This window comes from Nostoc sp. DedSLP03, assembly GCF_034530815.1.
Taxonomy (GTDB): domain Bacteria; phylum Cyanobacteriota; class Cyanobacteriia; order Cyanobacteriales; family Nostocaceae; genus Nostoc.
This window is the reverse complement of record NZ_JAVRCK010000002.1, coordinates 116,480-132,709: the sequence shown is the minus strand read 5'-3', so window position 1 is coordinate 132,709 and position 16,230 is coordinate 116,480. Positions and strand designations below refer to the sequence as shown.

General features: G+C 44.3%; 2 protein-coding genes. Both read left to right on the top strand.

Features of this window, described 5'->3' with window-relative positions:
- The first annotated feature begins 19 nt into the window (after positions 1-19).
- A complete protein-coding gene (locus RM368_RS01625; RefSeq protein ID WP_322692422.1) occupies positions 20-10,924 on the top strand; it encodes an SDR family NAD(P)-dependent oxidoreductase in 10,905 nt (3,634 codons plus the stop codon).
- Positions 10,921-15,765, top strand: coding sequence for a thioester reductase domain-containing protein (locus RM368_RS01620; protein WP_322692421.1), 4,845 nt, complete (start codon positions 10,921-10,923; stop codon positions 15,763-15,765). Before RM368_RS01625 ends, RM368_RS01620 begins: the two co-directional genes overlap by 4 nt.
- Positions 15,766-16,230 lie beyond the last annotated feature (465 nt).

Below are 16,230 nucleotides of genomic sequence, written 5' to 3'. Positions count from 1 at the left end.
GTTAGTTTGGAGCTTATAGATGTTGGAGAAAATTAATACCCTCAATGGTTTTCAGGCAAACTTAGCAGACCAAGCAGCACTGGAAACTGCGCTCCTGAACCATCCAGAAATTGAAGAGTGTCGGGTATTAATCCGAGAAACAGAAACCGCAGATATGTGGTTAGTAGCCTACGTAGTTGCATCAGGAAAATGTTCGTTGGCACAGCTAAATGCATATTTGCAGGTTCATTTGCCAAACACTATCCTGCCTCAATCCTACGTTTGGTTATCCAGATTGCCGCTCACCAGTGAGGGACTGATTGACGATCGCCGTCTAACTGATTTAGCCGTGATTGACATAGATTTGGTCGATCGCTGGGAGTCGTCTTTGCGATCGCTCCCCTCGATTAACCAAGTCGCAGTTATTGTGGAAAACCAGACAAAACAACTGCCACCATTACACGTTTGGGATTTGCTAGGGAATCCACAAGCAACAAAACTCAATTTTCAATTAGAGGATTCTGGAGAAAAACTAGAATCCGGTGGTGTAAATCAACAATTTGAGCCTTTACAATCTCAGATTTCCCAGCCAAAAGCGAAAGCAATTAGTCATGGCGAACCTTTACAACTGGAAACAGAAGCAACCACTAACTTAACGAAACTCCTCCAAAGAGCAGCGTTACAAAGCTCAAAAGGAATTACTTACATCCAACCCGATGATACTTACCAAAACCAATCCTACGAAGAATTATTAGACGCAGCTCAACGGATTTTGGCGGGCTTAAGAAAATTAAGACTTGTACCTCAAGATAGAATTCTCTTTCAATTTGACCAACCTGAAGATTTCATTCCTGCCTTTTGGGGCTGTATTTTGGGCGGATTCATCCCAATTCCTTTATCCGTTCCTCAGAGTTACGATCGCTCTCATGGTTTCGTTAATAAATTAGCTCAAATCTCGGAAAGACTAGAACCAAGTTTAATACTGACTAGCGAGCGATTAGCACCTGAACTGAGACGTTCCCTGACAGATTTGCCACTTGACAATTTGGCGATCGCTACCCTCAATGAGTTGCAATCTTCCCATCTCGATCCTAACTGGTATGTTGCTGCCCCAGATGATATGGCAGTACTGTTTCTCACTTCTGGTAGTACAGGTACGCCGAAAGCAGTGATGCAAAGCCATCGCAGTCTCATCTGTCGGTCGGCTGCGAGTGTTCAGATGAATGGGTTTACCCAAGAAGATGTTTCCTTAAACTGGATGCCACTCGATCACGTTGCCGGATTAGTGTATTTCCATATTCGGGATGTGTATGTGGGTTGTCAACAAATTCATGCTGTCACCGATTGGGTGTTGCAACAACCCCTGAAATGGCTTGATTGGATGTCTGATTATCGCGTGAGTGTGACCTTTGCACCGAATTTTACCTATGGATTAATCAATGCAGCCGAAGCAGAACTTTCTCAGGGGCATTGGGATTTATCATCAGTGCGATACATCTTGAACGGAGCAGAAGCCATTGTCGGCAAAACTGCGAGAAAATTTCTCGAATTGCTGACAGCACACGGACTCTCGACTACGGCAATACATCCGGCTTGGGGAATGGCTGAAACTTGTTCGGGAGTGACTTACTCTCACAACTTTTCTGGGGAATCGACCACGGATGAAGATGCATTCGTAGAAGTTGGCGCGCCGATTCCCGGATTTTCTTTGCGGATAGTTGATGCTCAAGACCAGCTCGTTGAAGAAGAAGCTATCGGAAGGCTGCAAGTTAAAGGACTGACTGTAACATCAGGTTATTTTGGTCAACCGGAACTGAATTCGGAAGTGTTTACAGAAGATGGCTGGTTGAAGACGGGAGATTTAGCTTTCTTACGACAAGGACGTTTAACGATTACAGGCAGAGAGAAAGACGTTATTATCATCAATGGACTGAATTACTATAGTCATGAAATCGAAGCAGTTGTTGAAGAAATTGCAGGCGTAGTTGTTTCCTACACTGCCGCAGTGGCCGTGCATGATGGAGAAAGTTCAGAAAAGCTAGCTATCTTCTTCCATGCAGGTGAAGCGAATGAAATGCAAATTTCAACGTTGATGCAAACCATTCGCCAAAAAGTTGTCCAACGTTGTGGCATCAATCCCAGCTATGTAATTCCAGTTGAAAAAGCTGCGATTCCCAAAACGGCGATTGGTAAGATCCAGCGATCGCAACTGGTTAAACGCTTTGAATCAGGTGAATTTAAATTTATTCTCCGGCAGTTTGATATCCTGACTGGCAATGCTAACACAATACCCGACTGGTTTTATCGCCGAATTTGGTGTGTTAAGCAGTTAAGTCACAAGCATTTGGAGTCAGTTAAACTTCCGATTCAAAAATACCTTGTATTTCTCGATGATTTAGGTTTAGGAAATTACCTGTGTACAGAACTCAAACGCAATAATCAATCTTATATCTGCGTTGAAGCAGGTACGGATTTTATCAAATCTGAGCAAGGCGATCGCTTTACGATCAATCCCGAAAATCCCGATCACTATCGGCGGGTGCTAGAAGCTTTGGCATCGGATATTCCCACTCAGATTTTGCATTTATGGACTTATAACGAATCTATGGGTCAAGTGTCTAGTTTAGAAGAACTAGAACGCGCCCAATACTTAGAGCTATACAGCATCCTATTTTTGGTACAAGCCTTAGCTGTCAAGCAAAAAGACCGATTACTGAATGCAGATATACAGTTACAAATTATTTCTAACAACCTCCAGTTAACTAGCAGCGATGATGCGATCGCTTATGAAAAATCCACACTTATCGGATTGTTAAAAACAATTCCTTTAGAACTATCTTGGTTGCACTGTCGGCATATTGACTTAGAAATTGGGTCACTGGAAACAAATGCTAACTATGTGTTTAAAGAATTAAATGTTACTAAAACAGATAGTGAAATTGCTTATCGTCAAGGTCAACGGCTAGTCTCATCACTTGCCAAAGTCGATATGCTTGCTAGTCCAAGCCAGGAAATACCAATTAAAGCAGGGCAGACTTATCTGGTAACAGGGGGATTGGGTGGAATTGGGGCTTCCGTTTGCCAATATTTACTTAAGCAATTTGGTGTGCGATTGCTAATTGTTGGCAGAACAAGTTTGCCACCAGAAACAGAATGGTCGCAGCATCTCGAACAGAATACAGCGATCGCCAAGCGATTGAAAAATTATCGCTCGCTTATAGCAACAGGTAGTGACTTATTATACAAATGTGTTGATATCTGCGATCTAACTGGCTTGCAGCAGGCTGTAACTGAGGCAGAGTTGAAATGGAATCAACCCTTGGCAGGAATTATTCATCTTGCAGGTGAAGGCGATCTCAAACACCACTGGACGGTGATGGAAAATCACTGGATAGCTGTGGCTACATTAGAAAGCTTTCGTACCATGCTACGTCCGAAAGTTCAGGGAACTTGGACGCTTTTTCAACTGATTCGGAATCGCCCAAATGCCCTTTTCATCGGCTTTTCTTCCGTAAATAGTGTGTTTGGGGGAGCAACCTTTAGTGCTTATGCTGCTGCCAACAGTTTTTTAGATGGTTGTTGTCAGTATCAGCAATACCATTATCATCCTGATACTTACTGCTTTAACTGGAGCCAGTGGGATGATGTTGGTATGAGCGAAGGAAACCCCATTCACAGCCGGGAAGCAGCTCATCGCTTGGGGTATCAGAGTATTACTCAACAACAGGGTTGGCGTTCCTTACTGGCAGGTTTATCGCGTCATCAACCGCAGTTGATTGTCGGTTTAGATGGCAGCAATCCTCATATTCGTCGATATCTGAAGACAGAAGCCGATAACGTCGAGAAATTAACCGCTTATGTCACCACTGTGGATGGTGCAGGGTTGCATGGTTGGGAGCAAATGAGAATTAGCGATCGCTTTGGGACTCCTAGCCATTGTGAAATTGTACAGCTTGCGGAAATACCCTTAACACAAACGGGTACGATAGACATTGCCAAAATTATTGGCAGCAATCAAAGGCACAATCAACCTTGGCAAATCGTTTTCCCCCAAACTGACATTCAACGCCAGATAGCTCAAATATGGCAAGACGTATTAGGCATTTCTTCAGTGAGTATCGATCGCAACTTTTTTGAATTAGGTGGTAGTTCGCTCACCTTGGTTCGGGTTCACGATCGCTTACAAAAACAATTTGGGCAACATCTGTCACTGATTGACTTGTTCCAATATCCAACTATTCAGACGTTAGCAGAGTTTCTGAATCAAGCTCAAATGCCATTGCCGGAGCGATCGCAATTATCGCCATCCCATGACTTGGGTAAGATGAAAAGTACCCAGCAATTGGAAATTGCCATCATCGGTATGTCTGGGCGTTTTCCAGGAGCCAAAACACTCGATGAATTCTGGCAAAATTGCTGTAATGGCGTGGAATCGATTTCATTTTTCAGTGATGAAGAACTGGAGTTAGCCGGAATCGATTCTTCATCCTTGAATGATGCCAATTATGTAAAAGCCAGTGGTATCTTATCTGACATTGATTTATTTGATGCGGCATTTTTCGATATCTCTCCTAAAGAAGCCCAAATCATGGACCCGCAACATCGCCTGTTCCTAGAGTGTGCTTGGGAAACCCTCGAAAATGCGGGTTACGACCCTGCAACTTATACAGGATTAATAGGGGTTTATGCAGGCATGGGGATGAATCTTTATGCAGGTCGAACCTACTGGAATCACAATCTTTACCCAAATCGCGATCGCCTAGAACACGTTGATGACTCGCAACTAGCGATCGCCAATGGTACAGATTTTCTTCCCACGCGGGTTTCATACAAATTCAACTTGCAAGGGCCCAGCGTCAACGTGCAAACCGCTTGCTCGACTTCCTTAGTTGCCGTCCATCAAGCGTGTCGGAGTTTGATCCAGGGAGAATGCGATATGGCTCTGGCTGGCGCTGCTGCCATCGCCGTACCCCAAAAATCTGGTTATCGCTATCAGCCAGGAATGATTCTTTCACCCGATGGTCACTGCCGAGCATTTGACGCCAACTCACAAGGAACCGTTGGCGGCAATGGCGTTGGGATTGTGATGTTGAAACGATTGGCAGATGCGATCGCCGATGGAGATAATATTTACGCCGTGATTAAGGGTTCTGCGATTAATAACGATGGCTCCCAAAAAATCAGCTATACGGCTCCCAGCGTTCAGAGACAGGCAGCAATGATTGCCCAAGCCCAAGCGATCGCAGATATCAATCCAGAAACTATTACTTACATCGAAACCCACGGAACCGGAACGACTCTCGGCGATCCGATTGAAATTGCAGCATTAACCCAGGCATTTCGTAACAAAACACAGAAGCAACAATTTTGCGCCATCGGTTCTGTAAAGACTAACATCGGACATTTAGATACAGCTTCAGGCATAGCAGGATTGATTAAAACAGTTTTGGCACTCAAACACCGATTGCTGCCGCCTAGCCTAAATTTTAAACATCCCAATCCCAAGATTGATTTTGCTAACAGTCCATTTTATGTAAATACAACTCTATCAGACTGGCAAACAGACCAAACGCCTCGGCGGGCTGGCGTAACTTCCTTGGGTGTTGGCGGTACGAATGTTCATGTGATTTTGGAGGAAGCACTGGGGGAGAGTAGGGGGGCAGGGGAGCATACTTCGACTACGCTCAGTAACCGGGGGAGCAGAGGGGCAGGGGAGCATGTCTTGACGCTTTCGGCAAAAACTGAGACAGCTTTACGGGAATTAGCTCGGCGGTATGTGGGGTTTTTGGAGTCTCATTCAGAAGTATGTTTGAGGGATATTTGTTATACGAGTAATGTGGGGCGATCGCATTTTGAGTATCGGCTGGCTTTGGTTGCTGATTCTCGCGCACAATTGAGAAATCAACTCACAACATTTATTGCCGAAAATTCGCGCACTCGCTTTCCGGCTTCAGGGGTAGCTTTCCTATTCACTGGACAAGGTTCGCAGTATATCGGCATGGGACGAGAACTTTACGAAACCCAACCTGTTTTCCGACAAGCACTTGATCGCTGTGCTGAAATCCTGCACCCATTATTAGAGCAACCATTGCTAGAAGTGTTGTATCCATTAGGGGAAAGGGAAAAAAACTTAGCGCCTCATCTTCTGAATGAGACGGGCTATACCCAACCTGTCTTATTCGCTTTGGAATATGCATTGTCTGAGCTATGGCAATCTTGGGGTATCAAACCTAGTGTTGTGATGGGTCATAGTGTGGGCGAATATGTTGCCGCAACTGTTGCAGGTGTACTCAGTCTGGAAGATGGATTGAAACTCATCGCCGCACGGGGTAAATTGATGCAAGCACTACCGCAGACAGGGGCAATGGTGGCGGTATTTACTGATTTGGCGCAAGTCTGTGCAGCGATTGATTCATTGCCGGAGGTAACGATCGCTGCAATCAACGCACCAAGGCAAATCGTTATCTCTGGTGCAGCTGCGGCGATCGCATCGGCTGTGGCTATCTTAGAAGCCAGAGGAGTGCAAACAAAGTCACTGAAAGTTTCCCATGCTTTTCATTCGCCGTTGATGCAACCAATGGTGGCAGAGTTTGGGCAGATTGCCCAGCAAGTGAGCTACCGTACACCAAACCCGAATATTCGCTTCATTTCTAATATCACAGGGCAATTGGCAGGAGTGGAGATTAGCACGCCTGAATATTGGGTGCAGCATGTGTTGCAGCCAGTGCAATTTGCTAACAGTATTGTCAGCCTGTCAGCGTTAGGAAATTTGGCTTGTTTGGAAGTGGGGCCGCACCCAATTTTGGTAAGCATGGGTCGTCAGTGTATCCCAGAATCGGGACATCTGTGGCTGGCAAGTCTCAAATCGCAAGAATCAGATTGGCAGCAGATGTTGACCAGTTTAGCGGCGTTGTATGAGCAGGGAATATCGGTGAATTGGTCGGAGTTTCATCGGGGATCTGAGCATCGGCGCGTAGTGTTGCCGAATTATCCTTTTGAGCGATCGCGTTTTTGGATTGAACCAAACAAAGACAGCAGGCAAAAAAATGTTCAAATTTCCTCTGCAAATCTGAAATCTTCTCATCCTCTGCTCGGTTCTAGATTGCACCTAGCAGACTCGAAAGAGATTCGTTTTCAGACGCAAATCAATTCTCATTTTCCTGCTTTTTTAGCTGACCATCGCGTTTACGGAAAAGCGATCGTGCCAGGAACTGCTTATCTAGAGATGGTTTTAGGGGCAGCAGCGAAGGTTTTGAAATCTAAAAATTTAATTTTAGAAAATGTACTATATAAACGGGCATTAGTTCTATCAGAAAATGAAGTTAAAACACTCCAGCTAATTCTTCAGCCAACGGAACAACAGGGATATTCCTTTGAAATTTTTAGTTGTGAATTAGATGAGGAAGATTCACCATCTTGGATGCTGCATGTTTCTGGAAATGTCACTGCATCCAATCTCAAACCATCGATGGAACTTTTTGCAACGCAATGGCTCCCCAAGGAAGTAGCTTCCCACAACCAAGCCGAACATTATCACCAGTTTCTTCAACGGGGAGTTGATTATGGTGCTAGTTTTCGGGGAGTTAAACAGTTGTGGTTGAATTCAGAAGTAGTAACAGGGGAAATTGAGTTACCCCAAACATGCGTTTTAGAAACAGATACCTATCAGTTTCATCCAGCATTCTTGGATGCTTGTTTTCAGGTTTTGCAAGCTAAATTCCCACAAGATAATAGCAAAGAGGCTTATGTGCCGATCGCCATCAAGCGATTGCAAGTTTGCGATCGCCCCAGCAATCGACTATGGAGCATCGCCAAAGTACATCCTAGCCAAAACAGTAACAAAACACTGATTAGCGATTTGCAATTAATTACAGATGATGGTGAGATTCTAGCGGTTGTTGAAGGTCTGCAACTTCAAAGGGTCGCTGCGGCAACATTAACAGTTTCTCCTCAAGTTCCGCCAGATTGGTTGTATCAAATCGAGTGGCGACCTCAAGCCCGAATGGGGCGATCGCTCTCACCGGATTACCTGCTCAATCCCAAAGACATCAGCCAAAACCTGATTCCTCAATTGGCCGAACTTTTAACAACAACCTCATCAAACCAGGAATTTTTACCCCAACTCGAAGCCCTCAGCGTGTCTTATGTAATCAGTGCCTTACAACAACTAGGATGGGACTTTCAACTCGGATTGCAGTTTTCCTTTACAGAAATAGCAGAACAGTTGGGGGTGATTAGCCAGTATCACCAACTGTTACATCGGTTTCTGGATATTTTGACTGAAGCAGGGTGGCTTAGACCTCTTGATTGTGCTAACGGCAGACATCACTGGGAAGTAATTAGCGCCCTCGATCGCCAAACGCCGCAACCAGACCGATTGTTAGCCCGATTCCCTACCGGAGATACTGAGATTGCCTTAGTAGAACGCTGTGGTGCCAGCTTACCAGAGGTACTTCAGGGAAAACTTGACCCGCTACAATTACTATTTCCCAATGGTGATTTCACCCTGTTGACGCAACTGTATCAAGATGCCCCAGCTGCTAGAGTGATGAATACATTGGTGCAAAAGGCAGTTTCCGCAGCACTGCTGCGAGTACCACAGAAAAGTAAGATCCGCTTGCTAGAAATTGGAGCGGGAACTGGCAGCACAACCGCTTACATTCTGCCGCAATTGAATAATTATCAAGCTGAATACACTTTCACAGACATTTCACCTCTGTTTGCAGCCAAAGCACGGGAGAAGTTTCGGGATTACCCATTTGTCCGCTATCAATCTTTAGATATCAGCCGATATCCAGCGACTCAAGGCTTGGAAGGGCAACAATACGATGTGATTCTGGCAGCCAATGTCCTGCACGCGACACCAGATTTACAACAAACATTGGCCCACGTCCACAGCTTATTAGCACCAGGCGGAATTCTGGTGATGTTAGAAGTCACCGATCGCCATTGTTGGCTGGATCTGAGCTTCGGTTTGACGCCAGGTTGGTGGTTGTTTGCCGATCGCTGGTTGCGACCGAATTACCCGCTCTTAAGTAGTGCCGAGTGGCAAGATGTGTTGCAAGCGAATGGATTTACGTCGGCGGTGGCGATCGCACCTCAAAATCAAGTCATCGGTTCCCTGGCTCAGGCTGCGATTGTTGCCCAAAAAGGAACCGAGAGCCATATACCACAAAACTGGCTAATTTTAGCAGATAATCAAGGTATCAGTCAGAAACTTGCTCGACGGTTTCAAGAACGAGGAGATACCTGTACTCTAGTTTTTCCCGGACAGGAATACGAACTGTTGAGTGAGTTCGAGTTCAAGATTAATCCTCAGAAACCGGAAGATTTTCAGCAGTTGGTTTCGCACATACTTAGCAAGCGATCGCGTCTCTCAGGGGTGGTACATTTGTGGAGCCTAGAGAGTAAAGAAACTGCACCAACCTTAAGCGTCGAAGATTTGCAAGCAGCAACCCGTATTGGCTGTGGCAGTACTCTGTACTTGGTGCAAGCGCTAGTTAAAAAGATGGGTATAACGCCACCTCAGTTATGGGTAATAACTAAAGGAGCAGTTGCCGATAAAGCTGGATTAGTTCAATCGCCTCTATGGGGAATGGGGAAGGCGATCGTCAGAGAACACCCAGAATTACAGTTTCGCTTGATAGATTTAGACCTCCAAGAAAATTATCGGCTAAGTCAAAACCCTCTTGATGCACTATTTGCAGAGTTGACATCACCAGATCGAGAGAACCAAATTGCATTCCGTAATGGGATGCGTCAGGTGGCAAGACTGGTTCCTTACCGTAACTCTCATAATCGAGCAGATATCCCCATCCATTCAGATAGTACCTACTTAATTACTGGTGGATTAGGGGGACTGGGACTGCTAATTGCCGATTGGTTAGTAGAACGTGGGGCAAAGCACTTAGTTCTCATGGGACGCAAAGGGACAAGCGAACAGAGCGATCGCCAGATTCAGCAGCTTCAGGCACAAGGTGTATCGGTGATGGTAATGCAAGCTGACGTGTCTGTGCAGTCACAAGTGGCGGAGGTATTGGCAGAAATTGACCGCAGCCACCCGCCTCTACACGGCATTATCCATGCAGCCGGAGTTTTGGATGACGGTGTTTTACTCCAGCAAACTTGGGAGCGCTTTCATCGAGTCATGGCACCGAAAGTCCAAGGTGCTTGGAATCTGCACGCATTAACCCAAACCTTACCGCTTGATTTCTTCATCTTGTTTTCTTCGGCTGCTTCTGTTTTGGGTTCTGCCGGTCAAGCTAATCACTGCGCTGCCAATGCCTTTTTAGACGCTCTAGCACATTATCGTCATCAATTGGGATTACCGGGATTGAGTATTAACTGGGGAGCTTGGGCTGAAATTGGTGCAGCCGCCGAGCGTCAGTTCGGTAAGCAACTCCAACATCAGGGAATGGAAATGATATCGCCATCCCAAGGTTTACAGGCTTTGGAGCAGAGCTTTTTTTGGGAGGTTGCTCAAGTAGGTGTGATGCCGCTCAATTGGCTGACATTTATGCAGCAATTCTCACTGGGGAATTGTCCGGCATATTTGGCAGAGTTTTCTCAACTGGCGGTTACTCAATCGACATCACCACCACCGATGGAAATTCAGCAGCAATTGCAAACTCATGACTTCGGCGATCGCTTGCAGATTTTAACCATTTACCTGAAAGAAAAGATTGCCAAAGTGTTGGGTTGTTCTGTGGATCGAGTCGATGCTAATCAAGCACTGAGCAAAGCGGGACTAGATTCTTTGATGGCGATCGAAATTCGCAATCGGATCATCACAGAACTGGGAATTGACCTTTCTTTAGAAAAGTTTGTTGAAGGTTCCAGCATCAATCAACTAGCAGACCTGTTATTGAAACAGCTAGCCTTACAGGGACTCAACGAAAATTCGGCGATGGAAATTACTGAGGATGTGGAAGAAATAATACTATGAACCTAAATGCCCTTTTAGCCGAACTTTCAGACCGGGGAGTGAAATTATTAGTTGATGGGGAACAACTCCGCATTCAAGCACCTAAAGGAGTTATCACTCCCGATCTCCGAAATGCTTTAGCTAACAATAAAGTAGAGCTAATCCGGTTACTACATCAGAACAAAATCGGGGCTGCTTCCATCCCTTTGGTTCCGGTTTCACAAACGCAAAATGTGCCCGTATCCTTCCAGCAGGAACGCCTGTGGATTTTGGCCCAGTTAGCTGCTGTAGAATCTGCTCATAATATTGCTCAAGCCTTGCGGCTGAATGGCGATTTAGATTTAAACTGCCTCCAAAAAAGTCTTAATGAAATTTTCCGTCGCCACGATGTCTTTGGGACAACATTTGGGGTGTGGGAAGGTAATCCCGTGCAAAATATAACTGCACCAGAACCTTTTACATTATCTGTTTTAAATCTGGAGCATTTAGATGCAACCGAACAATTAAAAACTTTCTGGCAAATTGCCGATGAAGCAGCCGAAGCTCCCTTTGATTTGGCGAGCGCTCCTTTATGGCGGATTAAACTCATTCGCTTAAATGCACGCGAGCATATTCTCTTGCTCGTCATTCACCACATTATTAGCGATATGATCTCGATGGGTTTATGGATTCGAGAACTGGCGACAGTCTATAGTCATTTCTACAAGGGACAGCCTTCTCCACTGCTAGAACCTTCCATCCAATATCGAGATTTTGCCGTATGGCAGCGCCAGTGGCTCAACAATGATGCACTCAAAAGCGAACTAGCTTACTGGAAACAGCAACTAGAGGGGGCATCATTTGAATTAAAATTACCCATCGACCATCCCCGACCGCCACTCCAGAATTTCCAGGGCCGGCGAAAGTTTTTTAAACTCGATCCTGTGATGTGGGCTGCAATCAAACAACAAAGTCACGAACAAATGGGAATTACTTCCTTTATGACTTTCGTAGCAGCGTTTAAGGCTTTGATTTACCTGTGTTCTCAGCAGGAAGACATTTTAATTGGCTTTACCGCCTCTGGTCGAGTTCATCCGCAAGTTGAGTCCCTAATTGGTTTTTTTGGCTATCCTTTGTTGCTGCGTACAGATTTGTCTGGCAATCCCACTTTTACCGAAGTACTTAGCCGAGTGCGATCGGTGTTGTTATCTGCTTATGCTCACCAAAATGTCCCCTTTGGTAAAGTCGTTGAAGTCATGGGATCGAGTCGGGTTGCACAAGATACTCCCTTTTTTCAAACATTCCGCACCGGATTAAGCTATGTCAACAGCCAACTACCGAGCGACCTAACAAATTTACCCAATCTGACGTTTTCATTGATTGATGAAGGAATTTGGGGGCCGACTGATTTAGATTTATATACTTATATTTACGAAGTCGGAGCGGATTTACAAATAGGAATTGCATATAACACCGACATATTTGAAAGTGAAACAATCGACGCTTTTGGTAATGCTTTATTTCAAATATTAGCACAATGGGTTGAGTCAAAAGATGTTCGCCTCAATGAATTTATACTACCAACAGACCTTGAGAGAAAAGCCAGATTAGCTAGGAGCCGATATCAAAAACAAAAGTTGGCGATCGCAGCTACTTTTACTGCTGATTCGGTTGCAGATTCTCTAAAATTCTGGATGCAGCAACTCAATTTACCCTCAGAAATAACCTTTGCTCCCTATAACCAAGTTTTCCAACAACTGCTGACTCCTGATAGTCTGTTATCACAAAATGAAACGGGAGTTAATATTGTTTTAGTGCGGTTAGAAGATTGGGTGAGGTCGCAGGATTTACAAGAGTTATCTAGTAACGAACAAAAGAATTCCCTTGAGCGCAATACTCAAGATTTAATTCTGGCGTTACGTCAATCCTGCGAACGGACTCAAATTCCCAATTTGGTTTGTTTCTTGCCAAGTAATTCAATAATTGCTGATGCAGAAATGGCAACTTTTTTGCAATCATTGGAAGCAAACTTCTTAACAGAACTTGCTGATATTAGTGGACTGCATATTATTAATTATCAGGAGTTAGCAACAAGCTACCCAGTAACTAACTTCTATGATGCTTATAGCGATGAAATCGGACATATTCCATTTACACCAGCATTTTTTACAGCATTAGGAACAATGTTGGCGAGAAAAATTCACTGCCTACATAGACCGCCTTATAAAGTAATTGTCTTAGACTGCGATCAAACCTTATGGCAAGGTGTTTGTGGCGAGGATGGAGTTGAGGGTATTGTCATAGATTCATCCTATCAAGCATTGCAAGAATTTATGATTCAGCAGTGCGATCGCGGGATGTTGCTATGTTTGTGCAGCAAAAATAATCAAGCAGATGTCTTTGCTGTATTAGACCAACATTCCGGTATGCGGCTAAAGCGTCACCATTTGGCGGCTTGGCAAATTAATTGGCAGACTAAATCAGAAAACTTGAAATTGCTGTCTCAAGAACTAGGGCTGAGTTTAGATAGCTTCATCTTTATTGATGACAATCCCATCGAATGCGCACAAGTCCGCTATCAGTGTCCAGAAGTTTTAACCCTGCAATTGCCCACAAATGCCACTGAAATTCCCGAATTCCTGGCTCATATCTGGGCATTCGATCGTCTCAAGATCACTGTAGAGGATCGACAGCGAACGATTGTTTACCAGCAAAATCGCCAACGTCAGCAAGCGGCAAACGAATCTCTCACGTTGCGAGATTTCCTCAATAGCCTCAATCTGCAAGTGGATATTATGGAAATGCAGCCCTCCCAGGTAGATCGTGTTGTTCAACTAACGCAGCGAACAAATCAATTTAATACCACCACCTTACGCAGAACGTCGGCTGAAATCAAAGCCTTTTGCCTGTTAGATACTCATACTTGCTATGTTGTGGATGTAAAAGACCGCTTTGGTAATTATGGTTTGGTGGGCATGATGATGGTACAGGCCACAGCATCAGCCCTGGTGGTAGATACTTTATTACTCAGTTGTCGAGTGTTGGGCAGAGGAGTTGAATATCAAATGCTCAACTTCCTGGGTAAAATTGCCCTGGCACGCGGACTCAAGCAGATCGATATTATTTACAAACCCAGTTCCAAAAACCAGCCTATTGGCGATTTTCTTGAACAGTTGACAACCATTGCCAAGGAACCTTTAGCAGAAAGCTATTGCTATAAGTTATCAGCAGATGTTTGTCGGGCGATCGCTATTGCTTCTGAACGATTAGACAAAGAAGCAATACATTCGGCATCTGAAGGGAATTTAACCCCAAGCGATCGGGCAATACCCCAACAATCCGCAAATTACACCACCTTATTCCAAAAAATTGCTTCAGATTGGCATACACCAGAGCAGATTCTTCAGCACATGGAAGAGTCTCAAGTTCAATACCAACAACAGCATCAGACATTTGTTGCACCCCGCACCGAAACCGAGAAACACTTAGCCGACCTGTGGCAAAACTTACTTCACAAATCCCCACTCAGCATCTACGATAACTTCTTCGACTTGGGAGGCAATTCTTTGTTGGCAGTGCAACTGCTGTCTCGGTTGCGAGAAAGCTTCCAAGTGACTATACCCATTCATCAATTATTAGAAGTCCCAACAATTGCGGGAGTGGCTCAAGTAATTGAAGCGATCGCTCAGACAGGAGTGGCTACCAATTTAGCGATCGATTTGGCAGTAGAAGCTGTCTTAGATCCGGCAATTCGTCCAACTACACCATTCAAGTTTATCGCTCAACCCCAGGCGATTTTCTTAACTGGAGCAACTGGTTTTCTCGGTGCGTATTTAGTAGAGGAACTCCTGCAACAGACCACAGCTAATATTTATTGCTTAGTGCGAGCGCAGGATGTAAAACAGGGCATCCAACGTATCCAAAGCCATTTACAAGCATACGGACTTTGGCAAGAACAGTTTCGCTCCCGGATCGTTCCAGTCATTGGTGATTTGGCGTTACCCAACTTAGGTCTGAACGAGTCACAATTCCATCAACTTAGCGAGGAAATTGATGTCATCTATCACAATGGTGCTGTCGTCAATTTTCTTTATCCCTACGCCAAACTCAAAGCAGCCAATGTCTTGGGAACTCAGGCGATTTTGCGTCTAGGCGCTCAAACGAAAGTCAAACCCGTGCATTTTGTTTCGACGCTGGGCATTTTTTCGGCTCCTGCTTATGCAAACGCTAACTCCATTCCAGAATCCGATGAATTGGCAGAATTTCAAGGGTTGCAAGGGGGTTATTTACAAAGTAAATGGGTGGCAGAAAAGCTGGTCATGCAAGCAGGCGATCGCGGACTTCCTGTATGCATCTACAGACCAGGTGCAATCTCCGGACACAGCCAAACGGGAATCGCCAATGTGGATGACTTCTTTTGCAGCCTGACTAAAGGCTGTATCGAACTAGGTATGGTGCCGGATTTGGAATTCCCCCTCGATTTGACCCCAGTTGATTATGGTAGCAGAGCGATCGTCCACTTCTCTCAAAACCCTGACTCCTTCGGCAAGGCATTTCACCTTGTTTCTCCTGATTGTCTGTCTTGGGGTAAATGGTGTGACTTAGTTCGGTCTTTGGGTTATTCGCTAGAGCAAGTTTCTTACCATGAGTGGTATGCTAAATTGCTACACAATGCGAAACACAATATTCCAAATGCTTTACATGCTTTTTTGCCATTGTTAGACGAACAATTATTAAAGAACGTGCAGTTACCAGCATTTGATTGCCAAAATACATTGACTGGACTTGCTGACACCAATATTATTTATCCAACAATAAACACCGAATTACTCAATATCTACTTTGCATACTTCAAGAAAAGTGGATTTTTGATCGGAGTTTAGCTTTCTTTTGCCACCTTATAAGTAGGTGGTTAGCCATAACACGACCAAGCTACATTTTCTACAAAGGTTGAGCCGATCCAAATTAAGAACAGATGTGCTTTTAGAATTACCCAAGGAATGTTTATAACGACCAAAAAGCAGGTTATTAATCATGCGTTTAAGTTTTTGCATAAATCTGCTTCGGTTTGATTAGTTTTTATTAAAACATAAATCTTAATAATATGTTATATTATTCATCTCATTCTTAAGACGGATTATTAGTAAAACAATTAACTAAAATAGATCGATGATTTAAGTATGATTTTTTCGTCGGAAATTTGAAGTTAGCAAAAAGATATAAAAATATGCCTTGAATAGTAAAGCTTTGAGTGAGAGCAGACAGACTTTAGTTTTTAATAGCTGATGTTTGGAGAGTTTTAATCAACACTAATCATACTGTAGGTAGAGCCAAAATAAATGAGAAAA

Coding starts and splice junctions, on each gene's coding strand:
- RM368_RS01625 (WP_322692422.1), top strand. CDS start 20: ATGTTGGAGAAAATTAATACCCTCAATGGTTTTCAGGCAAACTTAGCA.
- RM368_RS01620 (WP_322692421.1), top strand. CDS start 10,921: ATGAACCTAAATGCCCTTTTAGCCGAACTTTCAGACCGGGGAGTGAAA.